Here is a 23,019-nt window from a genome sequence, read left to right as displayed (position 1 = left end):
GAACGGCAATTTTACTTTTTTTCTTTGGTTAAGTCCTCGAACGATTAGTATCAGTCCGCTCCGTACATCACTGCACTTCCACTTCTGACCTATCTACCTGATCATCTTTCAGGGTTCTTACTTTCTTAAAGAAATGGGAAATCTCATCTTGAGGTGGGCTTCACACTTAGATGCTTTCAGCGTTTATCCCTTCCCTACATAGCTACCCAGCAATGCCTCTGGCGAGACAACTGGTACACCAGCGGTAAGTCCATCCCGGTCCTCTCGTACTAAGGACAGCTCCTCTCAAATTTCCAACGCCCGCGACGGATAGGGACCGAACTGTCTCACGACGTTCTGAACCCAGCTCGCGTGCCGCTTTAATGGGCGAACAGCCCAACCCTTGGGACCGACTACAGCCCCAGGATGCGACGAGCCGACATCGAGGTGCCAAACCTCCCCGTCGATGTGGACTCTTGGGGGAGATAAGCCTGTTATCCCCAGGGTAGCTTTTATCCGTTGAGCGATGGCCCTTCCATGCGGAACCACCGGATCACTAAGCCCGACTTTCGTCCCTGCTCGAGTTGTAGCTCTCGCAGTCAAGCTCCCTTCTGCCTTTACACTCTTCGAATGATTTCCAACCATTCTGAGGGAACCTTTGGGCGCCTCCGTTACCTTTTAGGAGGCGACCGCCCCAGTCAAACTGCCCATCTGACACTGTCTCCCACCACGATTAGTGGTGCGGGTTAGAGTGGCCATAACGCAAGGGTAGTATCCCACCATTGCCTCCTTCGAGACTTGCGTCCCGAATTCTTCGGCTCCTACCTATCCTGTACATGCGGTACAGACACTCAATATCAAACTACAGTAAAGCTCCATGGGGTCTTTCCGTCCTGTCGCGGGTAACCTGCATCTTCACAGGTACTAAAATTTCACCGAGTCTCTCGTTGAGACAGTGCCCAAATCGTTACGCCTTTCGTGCGGGTCGGAACTTACCCGACAAGGAATTTCGCTACCTTAGGACCGTTATAGTTACGGCCGCCGTTTACTGGGGCTTCAATTCGTACCTTCGCTTACGCTAAGCACTCCTCTTAACCTTCCAGCACCGGGCAGGCGTCAGCCCCTATACTTCATCTTTCGATTTTGCAGAGACCTGTGTTTTTGATAAACAGTCGCTTGGGCCTATTCACTGCGGCTGCTCTTAGAGCAGCACCCCTTCTCCCGAAGTTACGGGGTCATTTTGCCGAGTTCCTTAACGAGAGTTCTCTCGCTCACCTTAGGATACTCTCCTCGACTACCTGTGTCGGTTTGCGGTACGGGCCGTTTCTTTCTTGCTAGAAGCTTTTCTTGGCAGTGTGACATCAGGAACTTCGGTACTATTATTTCCCTCCCCATCACAACTCATCCTTCACAAATGAAAGCATTTGACTCTCACTTAGACTCGTTGCTTGGACAGACATTTCCAATCGTCTGCTTTCCTTAGCCTCCTGCGTCCCTCCATTGCTCAAACAAAAGAGACGGGTACAGGAATATCAACCTGTTGTCCATCGCCTACGCCTTTCGGCCTCGGCTTAGGTCCCGACTAACCCTGGGCGGACGAGCCTTCCCCAGGAAACCTTAGTCATACGGTGGACAGGATTCTCACCTGTCTTTCGCTACTCATACCGGCATTCTCACTTCTAAGCGCTCCAGTAGTCCTCACGATCTACCTTCAACGCCCTTAGAACGCTCTCCTACCAATGCACCTTAAGGTGCACTCCACAGCTTCGGTAAACTATTTAGCCCCGGTACATTTTCGGCGCAGGGTCACTCGACTAGTGAGCTATTACGCACTCTTTAAATGGTGGCTGCTTCTAAGCCAACATCCTAGTTGTCTGTGCAACCCCACATCCTTTTCCACTTAATAGTTATTTTGGGACCTTAGCTGGTGGTCTGGGCTGTTTCCCTTTCGACTACGGATCTTATCACTCGCAGTCTGACTGCCGAATATAAATGTATGGCATTCGGAGTTTATCTGAATTCGGTAACCCGAGATGGGCCCCTAGTCCAAACAGTGCTCTACCTCCATCATTCTTCACTTCGACGCTAGCCCTAAAGCTATTTCGGAGAGAACCAGCTATCTCCAAGTTCGTTTGGAATTTCTCCGCTACCCACACCTCATCCCCGCACTTTTCAACGTACGTGGGTTCGGTCCTCCAGTGCGTTTTACCGCACCTTCAACCTGGACATGGGTAGATCACATGGTTTCGGGTCTACGACTACATACTCATTCGCCCTATTCAGACTCGCTTTCGCTACGGCTCCGTTTCTTCAACTTAACCTCGCATGCAATCGTAACTCGCCGGTTCATTCTACAAAAGGCACGCTATCACCCATTAACGGGCTTTAACTTGTTGTAGGCACACGGTTTCAGGTTCTATTTCACTCCCCTTCCGGGGTGCTTTTCACCTTTCCCTCACGGTACTGGTTCACTATCGGTCACTAGGGAGTATTTAGCCTTGGGAGATGGTCCTCCCGGATTCCGACGGAATTCCTCGTGTTCCGCCGTACTCAGGATCCTCCTAGGTGCTTTCCATCTTTCGCCTACGGGGCTTTTACCCTCTTTGGCCAACTTTTCCAAGTTGTTCGACTATCTGAAAAGACTACCATATCGGAGTCCTACAACCCCAACAAGCAAGCTTGTTGGTTTGGGCTTTTCCCGTTTCGCTCGCCGCTACTCAGGGAATCGAATTTTCTTTCTCTTCCTGCAGGTACTTAGATGTTTCAGTTCTCTGCGTCTACCTCTATTAAGCTATGTATTCACTTAATAGTAACATCCTATCAAAGATGCTGGGTTCCCCCATTCGGAAATCTCTGGATCAAAGCTTACTTACAGCTCCCCAAAGCATATCGGTGTTCGTCCCGTCCTTCATCGGCTCCTAGTGCCAAGGCATCCACCGTGCGCCCTTATTCACTTAACCTTATCAACCTTACGGTTGGGTTTTGATAAAGTACTTCTAGCGATAGAAGCTTTATCAAGAAAAAGTTGCAATTGAACTTCTTAAAAAACTCATTCAACGCGGTGTGTTCTCGGTTTGTTTTGATTATTTGTTGCTTTATCTATCCAGTTTTCAATGAACAATCGTTTGAGAGTAAACCTCTCAAAACTGAACAAAGCGTGTTGCAATCGACTGTGTAGTCTCCGTACTATTCCTTAGAAAGGAGGTGATCCAGCCGCACCTTCCGATACGGCTACCTTGTTACGACTTCACCCCAATCATCTATCCCACCTTAGGCGGCTGGCTCCAAAAAGGTTACCTCACCGACTTCGGGTGTTACAAACTCTCGTGGTGTGACGGGCGGTGTGTACAAGGCCCGGGAACGTATTCACCGCGGCGTGCTGATCCGCGATTACTAGCGATTCCGGCTTCATGTAGGCGAGTTGCAGCCTACAATCCGAACTGAGAGAAGCTTTAAGAGATTAGCTTAGCCTCGCGACTTCGCGACTCGTTGTACTTCCCATTGTAGCACGTGTGTAGCCCAGGTCATAAGGGGCATGATGATTTGACGTCATCCCCACCTTCCTCCGGTTTGTCACCGGCAGTCTCGCTAGAGTGCCCAACTAAATGATGGCAACTAACAATAAGGGTTGCGCTCGTTGCGGGACTTAACCCAACATCTCACGACACGAGCTGACGACAACCATGCACCACCTGTCACTTTGTCCCCGAAGGGAAAGTCCTATCTCTAGGATGGTCAAAGGATGTCAAGACCTGGTAAGGTTCTTCGCGTTGCTTCGAATTAAACCACATGCTCCACCGCTTGTGCGGGCCCCCGTCAATTCCTTTGAGTTTCAACCTTGCGGTCGTACTCCCCAGGCGGAGTGCTTAATGCGTTAGCTGCAGCACTGAAGGGCGGAAACCCTCCAACACTTAGCACTCATCGTTTACGGCGTGGACTACCAGGGTATCTAATCCTGTTTGCTCCCCACGCTTTCGAGCCTCAGCGTCAGTTACAGACCAGAGAGCCGCCTTCGCCACTGGTGTTCCTCCATATATCTACGCATTTCACCGCTACACATGGAATTCCACTCTCCTCTTCTGCACTCAAGTCTCCCAGTTTCCAATGACCCTCCCCGGTTGAGCCGGGGGCTTTCACATCAGACTTAAGAAACCGCCTGCGCTCGCTTTACGCCCAATAAATCCGGACAACGCTTGCCACCTACGTATTACCGCGGCTGCTGGCACGTAGTTAGCCGTGGCTTTCTGGTTAGATACCGTCAAGGGATGAACATTTTACTCTCATCCTTGTTCTTCTCTAACAACAGAGTTTTACGATCCGAAAACCTTCTTCACTCACGCGGCGTTGCTCGGTCAGACTTTCGTCCATTGCCGAAGATTCCCTACTGCTGCCTCCCGTAGGAGTCTGGGCCGTGTCTCAGTCCCAGTGTGGCCGATCACCCTCTCAGGTCGGCTATGCATCGTGGCCTTGGTGAGCCGTTACCTCACCAACTAGCTAATGCACCGCGGGTCCATCCATCAGTGACGCAAAAGCGCCTTTCAGCTTGCTCTCATGCGAGAAAAAGCATTATACGGTATTAGCACCTGTTTCCAAGTGTTATCCCCTTCTGATGGGCAGGTTACCCACGTGTTACTCACCCGTTCGCCACTCCTCTTTTTCGATGAACCGAAGTTCGGTGAAAAAGAAGCGTTCGACTTGCATGTATTAGGCACGCCGCCAGCGTTCGTCCTGAGCCAGGATCAAACTCTCATAAAAAAATTTGAAAACAATCTTGCGATTGTTAAGCTCATAAAATTAACGTTGCTAGCATTACTGCTTGCTTGTTGTTTACTTCTATAAAAGAAGCATCCTACACATTTGGTTCGTTTGCTTGCTTTGTTCAGTTTTCAAAGGTCTACGTTGTGCTGCGTTAGCAACTTTTATATCATATCAGCTGACCAAGTAAATGTCAACTATTTTATAAAAGTTTTTCTTCAGAAGTTTTTCAACTAACTGAGCTGCTGTTTTCAGCGACTTGATTATCTTAACAAATGTATTGTTATTCGTCAAGGACTTTTTTCAAGAATTTTTCTTGATTTATCAAGGTTATTTCTTGATTCGTTTTTGACGACTTTGTTATAATATCATCTGTTTCAGAATTCGTCAACTGCTAATTTCATTTTTTCCAAAATTATTTTTTGACGAGTTGGTTCAGAACCAACGTTGACTAATTTACCATGTATTTTTCTTTTCGTCAACAACCTTCTTTGGCTATTTTTCCTATGAAATCTAAGGATTTTTATTGATTGTTCGTCCTTTAAACTAAAAAAAGAATTTATTCTCTATTTTATTGAATATACAACATGAAAACTGAATGCTTTCCCTATAAATATAGAATTAAAATCGTAAAAAAAAAGCCGAAATCGGCTTTAGAAAAACGGCATTCCTTCAATTTCAAAGTCTTGAATGGCTTGACGGAAGTATTTAGCAGCCATCCATTCATAATCTTTTGGCAAATCAGTCGGTTGTTCCGCTTCTTTTGCTTCAAAAACAAATAAAGGAACATTGCAATTTTCCGCTTGACCATTTGTCAGTTCTAGTAAATTGATATTAGCAATATCCAAACATACTTCTTCTTTTAATAGTTGTAAGATATTGGCTAATCCTGTCTTCTCTTGAGAAATAGCTGTGTAAGCAAGTTCTATGCGACTTTCTTTCTCACACATTAAAAATTTCTTTGTCCCATCATCTAAGTGAAGCATGACTGTTCCAGCGACTATTTTTTCTTTCAATTCACTCACCCCAATTGGTCTTCTTGTTACTATTAATGATAGCACATATTTCAGATTGTAGCAGTTCATTTTGATAAATTTTCTTGAGTTAACAGCTCCACAGCTTCTTTTATCCAAATAGGTAATTGATCGTCAATCGTTTTAAATCCGATTCGTTTATTTTTATTGGTAAAATATCTTCTTTTACGATGGCCCACCTGTACAAACTTAGATTCGAGTGTTCTTCTAGACAAACTAATCTTTTTGGTAAATTCATCTATATCGATAATCTGTATTTTAATTTTTTCACCAATGGTCAATACTTCTTGGATATTTTTAGTAAAACCTGATTGAATTTCAGAAACGTGAATCAATCCTTGTGTTTCTTCATCTAAAGAGACAAAAGCTCCATAAGGTTGGATACCAGTAACTGTTCCTTCTATTATATCCCCAATTTTGTATGTCATATTCTTCCCTCTCTTCGCAAGTTCATTATACCTTTTTGTCGGAAAAAAATGAAGCATAGAAACAGTTTGCTTCTATATAAAAAAGAAGAGTAGGCTTTTTTGCCGCTCTTCTTTAAGTAAATAATATTTATCAGCTAATTATTCGCTAATTTCAATCGTTTCAATCACAACATCATGAACCGGACGATCTTGAGGTCCACGTTGAACACCACCAATTTCATCGACAACATCTAATCCTTCTGCTACATGACCAAAAACAGTATGACGGAAATCTAACCAAGGAGTTCCACCTTGTTTGTAAGCTTCAATCACTTCTTCCGAATAACCTGCTGCTTCCATTTGACTAATCATATTAGCTGGAACATTTTGATTACTTACGATAAAGAACTGACTGCCGTTTGTGTTTGGTCCAGCATTGGCCATTGAAAGAGCCCCACGTAAGTTAAAGACGTCTTTAGAAAATTCATCTTCAAATTTATCTCCATAAATACTTTCGCCACCCATACCTGTTCCGGTTGGATCGCCACCTTGGATCATAAAATCAGGAATCACTCGATGGAAAATCACCCCATCATAGTAACCTTTTTTAGCTAATTGAACAAAGTTTTCAACTGTTTTTGGTGCATGCTCAGGAAATAATTGAACAGTGATATCTCCACGGTTGGTTTTGATCAGAGCTTTCACCCCTGTTTGATTTGCTACATCTAATTGTGGATATTGAGACACAAAATCTCCTCCTTCTTATTTTATAGTTTAATAATAGCAGAAATAAATAAAAATGCCACGTGCAAAATTCTTTGTTATAATGCAAGTAGTCACAAAAAGTTTATATAAAGGAGATCCGACTATGAACATTTACGATATCACCATTGTTGGTGCTGGTCCAGCTGGCATGTTCGCTGCCTTTTATGCAGGAATGCGAAATGCGAAAACCAAAATTATCGATACTTTACCACAATTAGGAGGACAGTTAGCAACTCTCTATCCTGAAAAATATATTTACGACATTCCCGGTTATCCAAAAGTCAAAGCGGGGGAACTTGTCCAAAAGCTAGAAAAACAATTGACTACCTTTAATCATCGTTACCGATTGGAAGAACAAGTTTTAAAAATTGAACGACAAGAAGATGGCATTATTGAAATCACTACTAATAAACGAACTCATTATTCTAGAGCGGTTATCTTAGCCTTAGGAAACGGTTCTTTCCAACCTCGAAAGTTAAATGTTCCTAATGCAGAAACTTTTGAAAATTATGGTGTTGATTACTACGTTCCGGATTTAATGAAGTATGCTGGGAAAAAAGTAGCTATTGCAGGTGGTGGTGATTCGGCAGTTGACTGGGCCTTAATGTTGGCACCCATTGCAGCTGAAGTTTCTCTTATTCACCGTCGAACAGAATTTAGAGCTCATGAACATAGTATCCAACAATTAGAAAAATCTTCCGTGAATATTATGACGCCTTACATCATTAAAGAAGTTCATGGTGATCGAATGCTGGAAGAAATCCATTTGCAAGCACCTAAAAGTGATGAAACAGTCCGCTTGTCTGTCGACTATTTGATTGTTAATTACGGTTTCACTTCTTCTCTTAACTTAAAAGATTGGGGCATTACTAGCAGTCGTCAAGGAATTCCTGTGCGTTCTGATATGCGCAGTTCTATGGAAGGGGTATACTGCTGTGGAGATATTACTTTATATGATGGTAAAGTGAATTTGATTGCAACTGGTTTTGGTGAAGCTCCAACTGCTGTAAATAATGCTTTACACTATATCAATCCAAAAAATCGAACTCAACCAGCTCATAGTACTAGCTTATTTCAACATTAAAAAAAATCGAATCCCCCATTAAATGTAGGGTGATTCGACTTTTTTTATTGCTTTGTATTCTAACTAACGCTATAAATAGTCTTCTTGCCATTCCGCTAGTTTTTCTTTGACTAAAACTAGTAATTCTTCCGGTGTCGTGGCTGCCAGGCGTTCTCCTTCAAAAAAACAAAAAGGCTTTAGCGCGCACAGAGTACACTCACTTAGGCAGGAGTAGCTCAGAACATCTACATTTTCCATATGTTCTAGCGCATCAAAAACCATTTGACTCCCTCCTGCTAAATTGCTTTCGCAGAATTCTACTAGTGGAAACATCTTTTACCTCATCCCTTTTCATTGATTCCAACACGTCAATAGTATACCATGAAAGTAATTAGAAATCGAAAATCAATTGGTACTACTTACAGTTAAAGTCAAACGAAACTTGAAATTTCCAGAACAAAGCTCCGAAAGCTCAGGGGTCGTGTGAGACCGCCACGAGCCTCTTAACAGAGTCTCTTCGGCTGCTGACGTTCAAACTCTGACTAAGTATATTCATACTAAGTCAGAGTAATTCATTCAGCTCTTTAGAACACGACCCTTGAGTTTTCTCCACTTTGTTCTTCCAACTTTAGTAAATGACTAATCGATACATTCACTTAAACAAATTGGTCAAAACTGGAAAGCCATCTGGTAGAAAAGACAGACATCGTGAGCTAAAGATGAGGATGAATTACGTTGTGTTGGAAGTAGCAATTTGCTACTTTTTACACAGCGTTTGAACGCCGAAAGATCTGAGACTCATAAGAGGCTCAGAGCGGTCTCTCACATTGTCTATTCTTTACGGACAGATGGATTGGAAGTTTGTCATTCGCTGATTTTATTGTAAATAGTAACAATCATTACTAAAAACTAGGAGGAGCATCTATGGTATTAGAAACAAAAACGTTAGAAGAAAAAGCCCGTCAACTACTTGGTGATCGTGGTGTCGCTGTTGTTGATATTGCAAAATTGGTTATTTATTTACAAGAAAAGTACATTCCAAACCTTTCTTTAGAAGAATGCGTGGATAGTGTAAATGCTGTATTGTCTAAAAGAGAAGTGCATAATGCTATTTTAACGGGTATTCAATTAGATATCTTGGCAGAAGAAGACAAGTTATTACAGCCTTTACAAGAGATTGTTGAAGAAGATGAAGGTTTGTACGGCATTGATGAAATTTTAGCGCTATCCATCGTCAATGTTTATGGATCAATTGGTTTTACCAACTATGGTTACATCGACAAAGTAAAACCAGGAATTTTAGCAGAACTAAATTCCCATGAAGGACCTCGTGTTCATACTTTCCTTGACGATATTGTTGGTGCAATTGCTGCCTCTGCTGCTAGTCGAATTGCTCATCAACATCCTGAAAAGGCCGATACAATTACCAAATAATCTAAAAAAAGTCCCCTGTGAGATAAAGACGGCAGTTGTCGTTTTACCTTACAGGGGACTTTGTTGTTAACTAAAGTTTGTATTTATTTTTTTAAAGTTCGTTTTCCACTCCAAAAGAAAATGAAGAAAAATACTTCAATTAAAAGGAAAAACAAAATAAAACAATGCATAAAAAATTGTTCCGGCAATACATTAATTATTGGATCTGTTGCTGGATTGAACAACCAATCATCATTATTAAAAAAAAGTTCATGAAATTTCACAAAGAATGTATCAAAACCAATAAACATTAATGTACCAAAAAATACTGGCACAATCATTCCCCATTGCATAGGACGTATCAAACGCCATACTCGGTGTTGTTTAGATAGGTATGCAAGGAAATAACCACTTGGAATCATTGTTACAATTAAAATACCATAATTTAATAGAAATAGATTTTTCACATCATAAAAATGTCCAGCACCTGCTTCAGACATTGGAAAGTCTGGCAAAGCTAAGGTGGTATTCCAAGGATTATTCAAAAATCGGATCAAGAGTTGATAGTTATTTAACAGCTCTTCTTTTGATAAATGCGTATAATCTAAAATATTTAAATAGTCCACATCCCAGCGATACAATGGTTGAAAATTAATAGTAATAGTGATGGCTAAAGTGATTAAGGTTAAAAACAGTGATAAAAAGCCCAGCCGTTCTAGCCATTTTGATTTAGTTGTCAAAATCCCACTCCTCTAAACTATTTAAGACATAAGTTGGTGCTACAGGCAAAGTCGCAACGGCTTCTTTAGGAGTAAAACCGGATAAGACCAATAGACTATCAATTCCGTTGTTAATTCCTGAAAGAATATCCGTTTCATAGTTATCTCCAACCATGATAACTTCTTCTTTTGTCAAACCAATTCGTTCCAGTGATTTTTCCATAATTACTGCTTCAGGCTTTCCAATAAATATTGGTTTAACCCGAGTAGCTGTCTCCAACAAACTAATTAATGAACCAGCACCTGGCTCCAACCCTCGTTCAGTTGGGATATTTTTATCAGGGTTGGTACCAATAAAAGTTGCACCTCTATGAATAGCTAAGGTTGCTGTCGTCAATTTTTCATAAGTGACTTGAGAGTCCAAACCAACGACAACATAATCAGGATTTTCTTCATCCCACTGGAAACCAGCTGATAATATTAAATCAATCAAACCCGCTTCACCTATTACATAGACTTTGTTCCCCTTATTATCATCTTTCATAAAATCAATGGTTGCCAAACTAGCTGTATAGACCTGAGCTTCATTGACGTGTATATCGAATTCATTTGCTAAACGATTTACTACAGTAAGTGGACTCTTGGTTGTATTGTTAGTAACAAATAGAAAAGGTAGCTGGCGTCTTTGTAATTCTTCTACAAATCCTTTAGCTGCAGGAATAGGCGCCTTTCCTAAATAAATTGTTCCATCCAAATCAATCAAATATCCTTTATATGTCATCTAATCTTCTCTCTTTCGAATTGTAAAATTTTTTTTCTCATTTGTTTCTTTTTTCGTTATTTTATTCGTATTTTTTGGTTTTTGTTCCTGTCTATTTTTAATGACAGGCTTCTTTTTCCGATCTTTGACTACTTCTTTTTTCTCAGAAATATGTGCTTGTGTCGGTATTTTTTTCTTGCGACGCTTAGCGTTCGATTTTTCTCGTTTGCCACCGATACGTTGAATCACAAAATAGGCACAACCAAAATTACAAAACTCGTACAAATAGTCTTCTAGGGTATCAATTCGTTGATCTGGTAATGATTTACGATTATTTACGTCAAAAAAACCTTTCAAACGTAATTGCTCATAACCCCAGTCTCCTAAGATATAATCGTATTTTGCAAGAACTTCACTGAAGCGTTCACCTAATCGTTCCGCATTAAAGCCCTCACGATAATTAGTAACTAATTGATACTTACGTGAGCCAATCATAAATTCTGTATCATTAATCGGCAATACAACTTCACCTTTTGTTTTTTCCTTTTCAGGTGTTTCAACAATCTCTTCTAATACTGCCGTCATTTCTTCTGTTAAATTCGTTTTTTCGTCGGTCATTTTTTCACCTCGTACTCATCCTGTGTTCCTATTGATTAAGACTGACGGTTATTTTCCGCGAGACTTCCATTTGGAACCACTTGTTCTTCATTATACCTTTATTTCATTTCACTGTGTAGCCTATCCCTAATTTTCTTCAAAGTCTGGCAAGGGATACTTTTCATTTAAGTATTCCGCCAACACGGTACGAATAAACTCTGGAAATAAAAATTCATGCCTTCCAGCAATTTCAATAGTAGGGAAAAAGGGTAAAAACATCAAATGATCTACAGTCGTTAATTGATATTCTTTCTCTAATTCGATTGGTTGACCTTGCCAAAAAACACGATGATTGATTTCATCATAATGCAAGCCATCATAAACAACTTCACCAAAAATTTCCCCTCGAAATCCCATGCCCAAAATTGGGAAATTACGCAGAAATAGCCGATTCTTTTCAATTTCTAAAACCAGACGTTCAACATCTCTTCCTAATAAGGTTACCCGAATCAATCGCATCGGATGGGGTAAAATTTGATGAAGTTGATCTTGATTAACCAGACCTTGAGATAACTCTCCCAGAAATAAGCCCGTATTCAGCAAAGAAACCTCAGTTTTCCCTCGTTTGCGTACCGCAGCCAATGTCTCCAAAACTAACGATTCATCAAACCTGTCTAAAGTTAAATCATGGGGTAACCACGCTACTTTTTTCGCTTGCAATAAACGATGACCTGTTTCTGTATATTCGAAAATCTCTTCATTATCTGCCGTCTCACTCAGCATATCTTCAGTTGCAAAAGTGATTGCTGATTTCTGAATAACTTGATGATCCTGAAGTAAAAGCGTCACTTCACCAACATAATAACCAAACTTACTAGCAGCTGCTAACAAAACTCCATTGACCGTCTTTCCATTCGGAAAATGATGATGGGTATGGGAACCTAAAATCACATCTAACTCAGGAAATTCTCTAGCAATCAAATGATCGTCTTCAATTCCTAAATGACTCATTAAAACTAATACATCTACTTGTCCACGCAAATGCTGAATTAATCCTGGTAAGATATCCGTCCATTGGCGAATGTCCCAACCATTGGGAGAATACGTTAATGGAAAAGGAGCAGTAATACCAATTAAGCCAATTTTCGTATTTTTTTCAGTCGTTAGAATTTTCCATTGTTTGGCCCAAGTAGGAAGTTGCAAGGTTTGACGATCATACAAATTCGCCAGAACTACATCAAAATTTGCTTGGTCATACAAGTGATTTAAGACTTCTCTAGAATTTCCAATCCCTTCATTATTTCCAATCGTCACTGCATCATAATGAACTTGATTCATCAGTTCAATATTTCCTTGACCATCCAGAGCTTCTGTCAACGGATGCCAGCGATCACAAAAATCTCCTAGATCCACGGTGAAGACCTTATTATCTAGCTGTTGTTTTTGTTGAATAAAGCGACGAATCTTTGGCCAATTCTCAATATGTGAATGTAAATCATTGGTGTGTATTATACTAATTTTCTCCATACTGCAACTTCTTTCTTCATTCATATGGTTTAAGTGTACCAAAAGAAAAGTTTTCTGTGAATATTTAAAACATACTCAATACAAGCAATACGATGGTTTGGCTTGTTAAAATAAAAATAACCCAGGACCAGTCCTAGGTTATTCTTACGTTAACTATTTGTGTTGATTCTGCTAGTTAGAAACACTAGTCTATCAACGCTATGTACAGGCACATGAGAATCATTGCTTAGTGCTGCTTCCTTCCAGATCTGACACGCTTCACAATATTCCCATTGCCCAAAAAATAGTATAACGTATTTTAATCGTTTTGGCTAGTCTTTTCCTGTTTTTTTATTTTCTTCTGTTTTCTTAATTGGCGAAAAAAATTAGTTAATAATAGTCCACATTCTTCGTTTAAAATTCCTGACTCTACATAACTCCAATGATTAAATCGCTGATCTTCCAATAAATTCATCAGACTTCCTACGGTTCCACCTTTAGGATCATAGGCGCCAAAATACACTTCTTCTACTCTTGAAAGCATGATTGCTCCACTACACATTGGGCAAGGCTCTAGCGTTACAAATAACTGACTATTTTCTAAGCGCCAACTTCCTAATGTTGCACAAGCTTCTTCAATAGCTTTCATCTCAGCATGAGCAATCGACTGTTGGGTGGTTTCTCTTAAATTATGACCGCGACCAACAATTTTTCCGTCAACTACTACAATTGCGCCAATCGGAACTTCTTCAATGGCTTCGGCTTTTTTCGCCTCTAAAATGGCTTCTTTCATAAAAAATTCTTTTTCAGATTGTGTTAATGTACTTCGCTTCACCAAATTCACCTCAACTTACTTTAGCATGGAAATAATTAAATAGAAATAAAAAAAGCAACACTAATAAACTTTCAAGCCATCAGTCCGCAAAGAATAGATATTGTGAGAGGTAGGTCTGGACCTCTTAAACTTTTCGGCGTTTGAACGTTCAACAGCCTAAGAGATTCTGGAAGAGACTCGTGGCGGTCTCACACGACCAAAGAGCTTTTGCAGCTTTGTTCTGAAAGTTTCATGTACTTTGAATAGAACCTGTTTTTATTCATGAACAATTGAAAAGTGATAAAAAACTATCATACCATGTAAACATTTGTTCTTCCTTTAACATTAAAAAAACATCTCTAAACTTTTCGCTTAGAGATGTTTTTGTTTTAAAAGATGTTGTCTACAAATCCGTCAATTTTACCTTTTACTGATTGTCCGTAATCAACAACTTTGTCTTTGCCATCATGTACTTTATTGGCAACATTCATTAATGAATTAATTTCTTTGTCTTCTAGTTTGTCTACAACATTTAACAATGTTTCATTTCCACCAAATTTATCGTTTACAAAATGTTTTACTTTGCGACGATTAGACATAGAAGTTACTTTCTTAACCACTTTTTCTGAAACGATAGCGGCTGTTGCGATTCCTGCGATTGCAGCAATACTCAAACCAATCGTTACTTTAGTTGACGTTTTCATATTATGCACATCTCCTTCTCTTTTTCATATATCTATCATATCATGACATCAAAAAGAAAAACAACTATTCGCATAGCCTTCGCTAAAAAAATAGTTGTTTTTAATAACAGTGTGCTTTTGTTTTTAGTTAATTACGTCGGCTATTGTTCCCAAATAATATCAATAAACGAAGTAATTGTAGTAGTGTACTAATCGCTGCCGCAACATAAGTTAGTGCCGCTGCAGTTAATACTTTTCTAGCCATTGGTAATTCTTCTTTGGTTAATAAACCACCATCTTCAAGAATCGCTAAGGCGCGACGTGAAGCATTAAATTCTACAGGTAATGTGACCAATTGGAAAAGAAAGGCTGTTGAAAAAGCGATAATTCCAATATTGATTAGAATAGGACCACTTAAAAGTAAACCAATTAAAATTAATGGCATCGCAATCACAGAACCGAAATTAGCCACAGGTACAATCGCTGCTCGAAGACGTAATGGAAAATAATCCTGATCATCTTGCACCGCATGTCCACATTCATGAGCAGCTACACCAATTGCTGCTACCGAAGTTGATTGGGCAGTTGCTTGAGACAGACTCAACATTTTTGTTTTTGAATTATAATTATCGGTTAAATTTCCTGCAATTCCTTGCACACCAACATCATTAATTTGTTGATTATTTAAAATAAATTGGGCTGCTTGTGTACCAGTCACATTATTTCGACTTCTAATTTGGTCATATTTTTTAAACGTACTGTTGACGTAGGCCGAAGCTGCCATCGAAATAATCATACCAATAATGACTAGTACATAAGTTGGATCAAAATAAAATCCGTATCCATAACCATACATAAACTATTCCTCCTTTGATTCATTCAAGTTTCTTTAAAAGTAAAAAGATCAGAAACTCCTACAAAAACTATTTTATCAGCTTCTCGTGAATTTTCCATGAAGACAATCCGAAAAATTACAACTTCTTAACAAATTCAGATTTTAATTTCATTGGACCAAAACCATCAATTTTGCAATCAATATTGTGATCTCCTTCAACCAAACGAATATTCTTTACTTTTGTTCCTTGTTTCAATGGATTCGATGCTCCTTTGACTTTCAGATCCTTAATCACAGAAACAGCATCGCCATCTGCTAAGAGATTGCCATTAGCATCGTAAACAGTCAATTCCTCGTTAGAATTACTCTTGGCCTCCCATTCGTGACCACATTCTGGACAGTTCCATAAGCCACGATCTTCATAAGCATATTCCGAGCTACATTCTGGACATTTTGGTGTATCTACCATATTCCATTCCTCCTTCGTATAAATTTTAGTTCTCTGTTAGTTGACTACTTTAGCCATAATCTGGATTATTTCAAAAAAGTCGAATAATCCAAAAGATAACAACTTCTTCGAGGATCATTCGACTGATTTGCTTAAATTAAGTAAAGACTCCTCCACTTAATTATACTAATAGTATAGAATAATTGGTGTGAATAACTGTCATTGTGAGGAAATTCTTATTCCTATTTTAATGAATCTGGAATTCGTTCATTTTGAATGATTTGTTCATAACTTTGACGTTCTACAATCACTTCTGCTTGCCCGTCTTTGACCAATACTACTGCAGGAATTTGCAATTTATTATAATTACTAGCCATTGAGTAACCATAGGCTCCTGTAGCAAAGGTAGCAAAAATATCACCTGTTTCAATCGTGGGTACTTCGATATCTTTGACTAAAATATCCGTACTTTCACAGGCTTTTCCAGAAATCGTTACTGTTTCAGTTAACGCATCTTCTGCTTTGTTCGCTAGCATTCCTTCATATTTGGCTTGATATAAACCTGGACGAATATTATCAGTCATTCCTCCATCAATTGAGGCATATTTTCTAATCCCTGGTAAATCTTTAATTGTACCGATAGAATGCAAACTAATACCTGCTTCTGCCACAATACTACGGCCAGGTTCAATAACAATTGCTGGACGAGAAATTTGATTTTCCTGACAAAAACTTTCGGTTAACTCCATCAATGGGTCTAAGAAATAACTATAAGGTTGACGATTATCTTCTTTAGTATAGGTTACACCAAAACCGCCACCGTAATTTAATTCTTGGACTTCATAATTTAAGCGGTTCTTAATTTCTAATACCAAACCTAAAGCGACACGAGCCGCCGCTAAATGGGTACTATTGTCTTCTAACTGACTACCAATGTGGAAATGAATGCCGTAAAGATTAATTTCTGGCGCGGCAATCGCTTCTTCAATCACTGGAAATAGAATTTCCTCATCTAAAGGGATTCCAAATTTTGAATCTTTTTGACCAGTAGAAATAAATTCATGGGTAGATACATTAACTTCTGGTGTAATTCTAAATAAGACATTAGCCACTTTTCCTTTTTCACGACAAATTGCCCGAATCCAATCAATTTCTTGAATCCCATCGACAATAATTCGACCAACACCATAATCAATCGCCATTTCTAATTCCTCTAACGATTTATTGTTTCCATTAAATTCGATATGTTCTGCTGGAAAATTCGCTTGAATGGCTGTATACAGTTCTCCTCCACTGACAACATCCACGCCCAAGCCTTCTCGTTCAACAATTTTAAGCATGGCTAATGTATTAAAAGCTTTTGAAGCATATGCTACTCGTACATTTTCATATTTTTGAATGAAAGAGGCTTGGAGTGCTTGACACTCTTTGACCACTGCATTTTCAGAAATCACATAAAGTGGTGTTCCAAATTCTTTCGCCAACGTGACAGTATCACAACCATCCCAATATAAGTGATTATTCTTAATTTCTTTCATAATAAACTTGCCCCTTTTCCTTAATAAGTTAAAATTAATGAACGTTTCTTCCATTAACCCTCATTAATTTGTTAGTAACCATTGAATTATTCTAATATTATAGTATATAATTTTCATAATCTATATAAAAACTTCTTGTTTTCCAGTTTTTTTCTGCATAGATTAAGAAATAATGATAATAAATACAGTAAATTCGAGAGGATGTGTAAAAATGGCAATATTTAAAGGTTCAGGCGTTGCGCTTGTTACTCCAATGCATACAGATGGTTCGGTGGATTTCGATAAGTTGAAGGAATTGGCAGAATGGCACGTCGAACAAGGAACAGATGCAATTATTGCTTGTGGCACAACTGGTGAAGCCTCTACGTTGGATGATGACGAACATATTGCAGTGATTGAAGCTGTTGTAAAACAAGTAGATGGTCGTATTCCAGTCATTGGTGGAACTGGTTCAAATAATACACAACATGGGATTCATTTATCAACAGAAGCAGAACGCGTGGGAGCGGATGCCTTATTAGTGGTAACTCCTTATTACAATAAAGCAACGAAAAAAAGTTTAGTGGCTCATTATGAAGCGATTTGTAGTCAAGTCAAGATTCCTGTTATTTTATATTCGGTTGCATCTCGTACAGGAATGAATTTAACTACCGACATGGTAGCTGAATTGAAAAAAATCCCAAATGTCCAAGGAATAAAAGAAGCTAGTGGAGACATCTCACAAATTGTTGAAATTGCTCGATTGGTGGATGAAAACTTTGCCTTGTATTCTGGAAATGACGATCAAGTATTACCTTTACTTTCAGTTGGTGGTGCTGGAGTTATTTCAACAGTGGCGAATATCGCACCTAAAGATACTTCTGAAATGGTGCATAATTATTTAGATGGAAATTTTGAAGCCGCTAAAACAACCCAATTAGCACAAATTCCATTAATCCAAGCGATTTTCAGTGAAGTAAATCCAGTGCCAGTCAAAGCCGCTGTTTCACTCTTAGGAAAATGCGATACGACTTATCGTTTGCCTTTAGGCGCACCAGAAGAAGTTACTATCGAGTTATTAAAACGTGAAATGTCAGCTTACGGACTTTTATAGGAGGAATTACATGAAAAAAATTATCCTTAGTGGTTGTAATGGTCGAATGGGTCAGGTCTTGCAACGTTCAATTAAAGCCAATCCAGAATTAACAGTGGTGGCAGGAATTGATCATGTACCAAGTGAAAATCCTGATTTTCCAGTTTATGGAACACCCGATGAAGTCATTGAGTCTGCAGATGTCATTATTGATTTCTCACACTACACTGCTACACCTGCTTTAATTCGTTTTGCAGTCGACAAAAAAATCCCTGTGGTTGTCGCAACAACTGGGCTAGAAGATGCAGAAAAAAGCTTATTAAATGAAGCTGCCAAAGAAATTCCAGTCTTCTATTCTGCCAATATGTCTCTTGGAATTAACGTTTTAGTAAAAGCGTTACAAGCAATTACACCCGCTCTTGAAAATGACTTTAATATTGAAATCATCGAAAAACATCACAATCAGAAAAAAGATGCCCCAAGTGGAACTGCCTTATTATTAGCAGACAGCATCAATGATGTTTGTGATACGAAAAAAGAGTATATTTATGGCCGTTCAGGCAATGACAATGAGAATAAATTAAGCGAGATGGGTATTCATGCCGTACGTGGTGGAACAATCCCAGGTGAGCACACGGTCATTTATGCCGGAGATGATGAAATCATCGAGTTAAAACATACCGCTCTTTCTCGTGATATCTTTGCCAATGGTGCTTTAAAAGCCGGTGTTTTCTTATCAGAACAAGAAGTTGGCTTTTACAGTATGTCTGATTTACTTAATAACTAAAGCAAATAGACGTAAAATAGCTTAAGCTATCTTACGTCTTTTCATTATCATATTCTAATAACTGACTACTTCACCAGTTTCTGCCGATTGATAGGCACACTCGATAATTCTTGTTAGACGTTTAGCAGCTTCTAAGCTATACAGAGGTAACTCTTTATCTTCGGAATGCTCCACTAAGTCTACAAATAACTCAATTGGAAAAGCATTCGTTTTCTGAATCTCATCAGATGTAACAAGTGTCTTATATTGATACTCTTCTTTTAAATTGCTTTGGATAAAAATAGTTTGTTTTTCATGTTCATTTCCGATTATTTGAATAGAACCTTGCGTACCGATAATTTCTAAATAATTATCTAAAGTTGGTCCTACAAAAGAAGTCACCGCTGTTCCAATCATCCCAGATTCAAATTCAATCGTGGTGGTTGAACGCTCATCGACCCCACTGCCAAAGCCTTCATTCATAACACAAGCAATTTTATTTGGTGTTCCTCCAATCAAAGGTAATAATGAAAAACCATGACAACCCAAATCTAAAGTAACTCCACCGCCAGATTGTGTTCTATCAAACCAATAGGCTGGTAAATTTTTACGAATAACTGCACCATGAGAACGACGGAAATAAGCACTCGTAATTTCTCCAAACAATCCTTCTTCCACTAATTTTAATGCATGTTGATAACTATTGATGGCAAAGGATTCTAAAGACAACATAAATTTCACATCATTTTTGCGAACTGCTTCTTCAATTTCAAGACATTCTTCTGTCGATAAAGCTAAGGCTTTGTCACTAAAAATATGTTTTTTTGCTTGAGCCGCTTGAACGATTAATTCCTTGTGCATAGTCGTCGGTGCTTCAATAATGACCGCATCCACTTTAGGATCTGCCAAAATTACTTGATAGTCTGCTTCATAGTGACTATGGAATTTTTCAGCAGCTTGCTGACCTCTCTCTTCATCGAAATCCCAGACATACAGACACTCTACCTCTTTAGCTAATAAGAGCTCCATAAATTTATTCGTATGAACATGCCATGATGAAATTAACGCAACCTTCATTTGATTTCCTCCTGATTCTTTCATTTACTTCCTCTCTAGTATAGCTTGCTTGAGTTGACAAATAAAGAGGATCTGCAACCATAAGTACTTTAACAGTAACTTATAGTCACAGATCCTCTTTATCATTAGGCAACATTGCGATTTAAATAACCTACATAAACTGCACCTAGAACAATTGAAAATAGTGGTAAAGAATAAATGGTTAACAAACCTAAGAATCCCAAAGCAATTTTCAATTTCCAATCTAATTTTTCCACCGTTTTTTCCTCACTTCTACAAGAAATTCGTACTTCGTCATCATTGTACTTAATTTAACAAGCGGAAACTTTATTTTACACTTTTTCTTACTAAATTATTATAAATAACAAGATTCCCTTAGTTAAATTTAAGACAAAAAAAGAGGCATCACAATGATGCACTCTTAAATGTAGCATTATTTAGATGAAATGGTTATTGCTCTAAATTGTCCAAAGCCTTCTGAGGAATATCCTGTTTTTGAACTTCTTCATAACCATTCTCACCTTTCAGTCTGGTCACAGATATTTTTAGGTATGCATCCGTTTTGAAGGGACGACCTAAATCTGGATGGGTCATAAATGCTAATTTTTTTTCATTACCATCTTTATCATATCCACTTTGATCGTATTCATATTGTACATAAATTTCATTTGTATTATCGTAAGTTCCAGTAATTTCAGTTCCTTTTTCAGTAATTTGCGTATAATAAGCTGTCGGAGTCGTGATGTAATATAAAAATCCGCCTCCTGCAATAGCCAACAATAAAAAAATACTTCCTAAGATTTTTACTAATTTTCTCATTGTTTTCCCCCTCTTTCTGTTTAACATTTTAGCGACATCTCTTTAGATTCGCTAGTGAAAGACGGGGCATTTTACTTACATTATTGTCATCTGAAATAACAAACTAGTCATTCTCTTTATTTTAATGTCTTGAATTTATCCAGTAATGCTTTTTGAGAATCTTGAATTCCCACTGCTAACGGTTTAACTGATAACTTCACCTTACCAGTTGGTATAGTTAGTACAACTTTTTTCACAGCTACTCCACTAACCTTTACTTCTTGGACACTACTAATAGGAATGGTTTCGATATTTTTTTCTTCCATATTCATGGTTAATTGAATCAATTTAATTTGACGATCATCAATAATCACAACATACATTTTGGGAACTGGAATGGCTAAAATCTTGAATTCATCCGCATAGCCCACAACACTATCTGGACTCCCATGTTTTGCTTTCATTTGATCTAAATCGTTCTGCTTAATTACCCATCTCATTTTTATTACCTCCCATTAAAAATTATATTTTTGAAGATCTTTTTTAGAATACTCAAACTATTCCTACTTATAATTTTAGGAGATAACTAATTTAAAATGAATTAAAGTGACTTATATATTAGATATATCTTCGACCATTTTTGACTAGAGTATTCTACCGAGGTTATACTTTTCGTTTTTTTCAGTGGTGTGTTTTAGCTTAAAAAGGAATTCTACTTCTAAAACAAAAAAAGAAACGAGTTTCCTCGTTTCTTAAACATTTTTAGCGATATAGTGAACTAATTTTTCAGTTTTATCCCAGCCAAGACAAGGATCGGTGATTGATTGACCAAACACATCTCCACCAGGTTCTTGACGACCATCTTCCAAATAACTCTCAATCATAAAACCACGAACATAACGTTTGATTTCTTCATTCCAAGTGCGATTAGTCAACACTTCTTGGACAATTCGAACTTGCTCATCGTATTGTTTACCAGAATTATCATGGTTCGTATCTACCATAATAAAAGGATTTTTATAATTACCTTTTTTATAAGCAGCAATAACTTTTAGTAAATCTTCGTAATGGTAGTTTGGACTGATTTGTCCTTTTTCGTCAACTGCTCCTCTTAAAATCACATGGGCTAATGGATTAGAACTTGTTTCTACTTCAGCACCATTGTACATCAGTTCTTGTTTTTGTTGGGCTGCATGTACAGCATTAAACAGTACGTTGATATTTCCACCTGTTGGGTTTTTCAAACCTGTTGGATGATCAATTCCACTTGCAACAAAACGATGTTGTTGATCCTCTACAGAGCGTGCACCCACAGCATGGTAACTAACTAGATCTTCAATAAATTCTAGATTTTCTGGGTATAACATTTCATCTGCTGTCGTTAAACCTGTTTCTGTCAAAACACGTTTGTGCATTTTTCTAACTGCAACCATTCCTCGAACTAAATTAATTTCACCAGAAGGATCTTGTTGATGAAGTAGACCTTTGTAGCCATCTCCATTGGTTCTCGGTTTGTTCGTGTAAACTCGTTGAACAATAAATATCTTGTCTTTGACTTCTTCTTGTAATTTTGCTAATCTTTTGGCATATTCTAGAACTGCAGCTTCGTTATCTGCAGAACATGGACCGATCACTAATAAGAAGCGTTGATCTGTTCCTTCTATGATTTCTTTTAACTCGGCATCTCTGGCAGCCTTTGTTGCCTTTTCTTCCTCAGTTAGTTTGGAAATAGATTTTACAGTATCTAAATTGATATGTTGGCTTAGTGCTTTAAAACTCATATATTTCTCTCCTTGATTGTCATATAAATAAAACAGCTTTTTCTATTTCGTCTATCTTAACAGATTTCTTCATAATTTTGGGAATATTTTGACGTTTTATCTCAAAAAAATTTTTACTTTCCCATGTTACCTTAATTTTGTTAAAATTTTTTTATTAAAATGAGCGAAAATTCCTATCTTGTGTTAAAATTAGTTTGTTCAAAGGAACA

22 protein-coding genes, 2 rRNA genes and 1 other RNA gene are annotated in these 23,019 nt (G+C 38.4%); 4 read left to right on the top strand and 21 right to left on the bottom strand.

The genetic code is table 11. The features are described from left to right. Positions 1 to 24: 24 nt before the first annotated feature. From AC4BBX_RS12345 to AC4BBX_RS12325, 5 genes are all read right to left on the bottom strand, one after another. Positions 25 to 2,939 (bottom strand): 23S ribosomal RNA (locus AC4BBX_RS12345). A 237-nt stretch (positions 2,940 to 3,176) separates the two neighbouring features. Further along, positions 3,177 to 4,734: ribosomal RNA gene (locus tag AC4BBX_RS12340) — 16S ribosomal RNA — on the bottom strand. Together the 16S and 23S rRNA genes form the textbook arrangement of a ribosomal RNA operon. Positions 4,735 to 5,387: 653 nt before the next feature. Continuing rightward, the gene (locus tag AC4BBX_RS12335) at positions 5,388 to 5,750 is read right to left on the bottom strand and encodes a hypothetical protein (protein ID WP_490454117.1); all 363 of its coding nucleotides are present in this window, start codon (positions 5,748 to 5,750) and stop codon (positions 5,388 to 5,390) included. A 65-nt stretch (positions 5,751 to 5,815) separates the two neighbouring features. Further along, positions 5,816 to 6,196 (bottom strand): CvfD/Ygs/GSP13 family RNA-binding post-transcriptional regulator, encoded by a 381-nt coding sequence (locus tag AC4BBX_RS12330; protein WP_490454116.1) that lies wholly within the window; start codon positions 6,194 to 6,196, stop codon positions 5,816 to 5,818. A gap of 138 nt (positions 6,197 to 6,334) precedes the next feature. Next, entirely contained in the window at positions 6,335 to 6,922 is a 588-nt protein-coding gene (locus AC4BBX_RS12325; protein WP_490454115.1) for a peptidylprolyl isomerase, read from the bottom strand. Positions 6,923 to 7,043: 121 nt separating this feature from the next. Between AC4BBX_RS12325 and AC4BBX_RS12320 the strand changes: the two genes are divergently transcribed. Then, on the top strand, positions 7,044 to 8,024 hold the full coding sequence (locus AC4BBX_RS12320) for an NAD(P)/FAD-dependent oxidoreductase (protein WP_490454114.1): 981 nt from the start codon (positions 7,044 to 7,046) through the stop codon (positions 8,022 to 8,024). Between the two features lie 69 nt (positions 8,025 to 8,093). On the opposite strand, the gene AC4BBX_RS12315 is transcribed toward AC4BBX_RS12320, so the two are convergent. Next, positions 8,094 to 8,336 (bottom strand): YuzB family protein, encoded by a 243-nt coding sequence (locus AC4BBX_RS12315; protein WP_490454113.1) that lies wholly within the window; start codon positions 8,334 to 8,336, stop codon positions 8,094 to 8,096. A 591-nt stretch (positions 8,337 to 8,927) separates the two neighbouring features. Between AC4BBX_RS12315 and AC4BBX_RS12310 the strand changes: the two genes are divergently transcribed. After that, on the top strand, positions 8,928 to 9,437 hold the full coding sequence (locus AC4BBX_RS12310; RefSeq protein WP_490454112.1) for a phosphatidylglycerophosphatase A family protein: 510 nt from the start codon (positions 8,928 to 8,930) through the stop codon (positions 9,435 to 9,437). A gap of 83 nt (positions 9,438 to 9,520) precedes the next feature. On the opposite strand, the gene AC4BBX_RS12305 is transcribed toward AC4BBX_RS12310, so the two are convergent. The 10 genes from AC4BBX_RS12305 to lysA form a co-directional block, all read right to left on the bottom strand. Next, positions 9,521 to 10,159 (bottom strand): TIGR01906 family membrane protein, encoded by a 639-nt coding sequence (locus tag AC4BBX_RS12305; RefSeq protein ID WP_490455813.1) that lies wholly within the window; start codon positions 10,157 to 10,159, stop codon positions 9,521 to 9,523. Further along, positions 10,146 to 10,916 (bottom strand): TIGR01457 family HAD-type hydrolase, encoded by a 771-nt coding sequence (locus AC4BBX_RS12300; RefSeq protein ID WP_490454111.1) that lies wholly within the window; start codon positions 10,914 to 10,916, stop codon positions 10,146 to 10,148. Before AC4BBX_RS12300 ends, AC4BBX_RS12305 begins: the two co-directional genes overlap by 14 nt. After that, the gene (locus tag AC4BBX_RS12295; RefSeq protein ID WP_490454110.1) at positions 10,917 to 11,513 is read right to left on the bottom strand and encodes a YutD family protein; all 597 of its coding nucleotides are present in this window, start codon (positions 11,511 to 11,513) and stop codon (positions 10,917 to 10,919) included. A gap of 126 nt (positions 11,514 to 11,639) precedes the next feature. Next, the gene (locus AC4BBX_RS12290) at positions 11,640 to 13,019 is read right to left on the bottom strand and encodes a bifunctional metallophosphatase/5'-nucleotidase (RefSeq protein WP_490454109.1); all 1,380 of its coding nucleotides are present in this window, start codon (positions 13,017 to 13,019) and stop codon (positions 11,640 to 11,642) included. 190 nt (positions 13,020 to 13,209) lie between these two features. Beyond that, an RNA gene (ffs, locus tag AC4BBX_RS12285) (signal recognition particle sRNA small type) lies at positions 13,210 to 13,308 on the bottom strand. Positions 13,309 to 13,317: 9 nt separating this feature from the next. Further along, on the bottom strand, positions 13,318 to 13,836 hold the full coding sequence (tadA, locus tag AC4BBX_RS12280; RefSeq protein ID WP_490454108.1) for a tRNA adenosine(34) deaminase TadA: 519 nt from the start codon (positions 13,834 to 13,836) through the stop codon (positions 13,318 to 13,320). 365 nt (positions 13,837 to 14,201) lie between these two features. Next, complete coding sequence (locus tag AC4BBX_RS12275; protein ID WP_490454107.1) at positions 14,202 to 14,516, bottom strand: hypothetical protein; 315 nt, start codon at positions 14,514 to 14,516, stop codon at positions 14,202 to 14,204. Positions 14,517 to 14,643: 127 nt separating this feature from the next. Then, a complete protein-coding gene (locus AC4BBX_RS12270) occupies positions 14,644 to 15,351 on the bottom strand; it encodes a zinc metallopeptidase (protein WP_490454106.1) in 708 nt (235 codons plus the stop codon). 115 nt (positions 15,352 to 15,466) lie between these two features. Next, on the bottom strand, positions 15,467 to 15,799 hold the full coding sequence (locus tag AC4BBX_RS12265; RefSeq protein ID WP_490454105.1) for a zinc ribbon domain-containing protein YjdM: 333 nt from the start codon (positions 15,797 to 15,799) through the stop codon (positions 15,467 to 15,469). Positions 15,800 to 16,020: 221 nt separating this feature from the next. Further along, the gene (gene lysA, locus AC4BBX_RS12260) at positions 16,021 to 17,319 is read right to left on the bottom strand and encodes a diaminopimelate decarboxylase (protein ID WP_490455812.1); all 1,299 of its coding nucleotides are present in this window, start codon (positions 17,317 to 17,319) and stop codon (positions 16,021 to 16,023) included. Between the two features lie 208 nt (positions 17,320 to 17,527). On the opposite strand from lysA, the gene dapA reads away from it, so the two are divergent. Then, positions 17,528 to 18,409 carry a 4-hydroxy-tetrahydrodipicolinate synthase gene (gene dapA, locus AC4BBX_RS12255; protein WP_490454104.1) on the top strand — a complete coding sequence of 294 codons (882 nt, stop codon included), beginning with the start codon at positions 17,528 to 17,530 and terminating at the stop codon, positions 18,407 to 18,409. 10 nt (positions 18,410 to 18,419) lie between these two features. Further along, positions 18,420 to 19,175, top strand: a complete 756-nt coding sequence (gene dapB, locus AC4BBX_RS12250) for a 4-hydroxy-tetrahydrodipicolinate reductase (protein ID WP_490454103.1) — start codon at positions 18,420 to 18,422, stop codon at positions 19,173 to 19,175. 54 nt (positions 19,176 to 19,229) lie between these two features. Here the strand turns inward: dapB and AC4BBX_RS12245 are convergent, their stop codons facing one another. The 5 genes from AC4BBX_RS12245 to AC4BBX_RS12225 form a co-directional block, all read right to left on the bottom strand. After that, complete coding sequence (locus tag AC4BBX_RS12245) at positions 19,230 to 20,231, bottom strand: Gfo/Idh/MocA family protein (protein ID WP_490454102.1); 1,002 nt, start codon at positions 20,229 to 20,231, stop codon at positions 19,230 to 19,232. A 125-nt stretch (positions 20,232 to 20,356) separates the two neighbouring features. Next, complete coding sequence (locus AC4BBX_RS12240; protein ID WP_490454101.1) at positions 20,357 to 20,488, bottom strand: hypothetical protein; 132 nt, start codon at positions 20,486 to 20,488, stop codon at positions 20,357 to 20,359. 193 nt (positions 20,489 to 20,681) lie between these two features. After that, complete coding sequence (locus AC4BBX_RS12235) at positions 20,682 to 21,050, bottom strand: YxeA family protein (protein WP_490454100.1); 369 nt, start codon at positions 21,048 to 21,050, stop codon at positions 20,682 to 20,684. A 116-nt stretch (positions 21,051 to 21,166) separates the two neighbouring features. Further along, a complete protein-coding gene (locus AC4BBX_RS12230; protein WP_490454099.1) occupies positions 21,167 to 21,529 on the bottom strand; it encodes a hypothetical protein in 363 nt (120 codons plus the stop codon). 252 nt (positions 21,530 to 21,781) lie between these two features. Continuing rightward, positions 21,782 to 22,810 carry a 3-deoxy-7-phosphoheptulonate synthase gene (locus tag AC4BBX_RS12225; protein WP_490454098.1) on the bottom strand — a complete coding sequence of 343 codons (1,029 nt, stop codon included), beginning with the start codon at positions 22,808 to 22,810 and terminating at the stop codon, positions 21,782 to 21,784. Positions 22,811 to 23,019 lie beyond the last annotated feature (209 nt).

This window comes from Enterococcus sp. AMC1157, from assembly GCF_058216555.1.
The sequence above is the reverse complement of the archived record's forward strand: the minus strand, read 5'-3'. Positions and strand labels throughout refer to the sequence as shown.

What these genes read in the sequence shown, in the direction of transcription:
- AC4BBX_RS12330 (WP_490454116.1), bottom strand. Translation starts at nt 6,196, where the DNA reads ATGACATACAAAATTGGGGATATAATAGAAGGAACAGTTACTGGTATC.
- AC4BBX_RS12320 (WP_490454114.1), top strand. Translation starts at nt 7,044, where the DNA reads ATGAACATTTACGATATCACCATTGTTGGTGCTGGTCCAGCTGGCATG.
- AC4BBX_RS12315 (WP_490454113.1), bottom strand. Translation starts at nt 8,336, where the DNA reads ATGTTTCCACTAGTAGAATTCTGCGAAAGCAATTTAGCAGGAGGGAGT.
- AC4BBX_RS12310 (WP_490454112.1), top strand. Translation starts at nt 8,928, where the DNA reads ATGGTATTAGAAACAAAAACGTTAGAAGAAAAAGCCCGTCAACTACTT.
- AC4BBX_RS12300 (WP_490454111.1), bottom strand. Translation starts at nt 10,916, where the DNA reads ATGACATATAAAGGATATTTGATTGATTTGGATGGAACAATTTATTTA.
- AC4BBX_RS12295 (WP_490454110.1), bottom strand. Translation starts at nt 11,513, where the DNA reads ATGACCGACGAAAAAACGAATTTAACAGAAGAAATGACGGCAGTATTA.
- AC4BBX_RS12290 (WP_490454109.1), bottom strand. Translation starts at nt 13,019, where the DNA reads ATGGAGAAAATTAGTATAATACACACCAATGATTTACATTCACATATT.
- AC4BBX_RS12275 (WP_490454107.1), bottom strand. Translation starts at nt 14,516, where the DNA reads ATGAAAACGTCAACTAAAGTAACGATTGGTTTGAGTATTGCTGCAATC.
- AC4BBX_RS12270 (WP_490454106.1), bottom strand. Translation starts at nt 15,351, where the DNA reads ATGTATGGTTATGGATACGGATTTTATTTTGATCCAACTTATGTACTA.
- AC4BBX_RS12265 (WP_490454105.1), bottom strand. Translation starts at nt 15,799, where the DNA reads ATGGTAGATACACCAAAATGTCCAGAATGTAGCTCGGAATATGCTTAT.
- dapA (WP_490454104.1), top strand. Translation starts at nt 17,528, where the DNA reads ATGGCAATATTTAAAGGTTCAGGCGTTGCGCTTGTTACTCCAATGCAT.
- dapB (WP_490454103.1), top strand. Translation starts at nt 18,420, where the DNA reads ATGAAAAAAATTATCCTTAGTGGTTGTAATGGTCGAATGGGTCAGGTC.
- AC4BBX_RS12245 (WP_490454102.1), bottom strand. Translation starts at nt 20,231, where the DNA reads ATGAAGGTTGCGTTAATTTCATCATGGCATGTTCATACGAATAAATTT.
- AC4BBX_RS12235 (WP_490454100.1), bottom strand. Translation starts at nt 21,050, where the DNA reads ATGAGAAAATTAGTAAAAATCTTAGGAAGTATTTTTTTATTGTTGGCT.
- AC4BBX_RS12230 (WP_490454099.1), bottom strand. Translation starts at nt 21,529, where the DNA reads ATGAGATGGGTAATTAAGCAGAACGATTTAGATCAAATGAAAGCAAAA.
- AC4BBX_RS12225 (WP_490454098.1), bottom strand. Translation starts at nt 22,810, where the DNA reads ATGAGTTTTAAAGCACTAAGCCAACATATCAATTTAGATACTGTAAAA.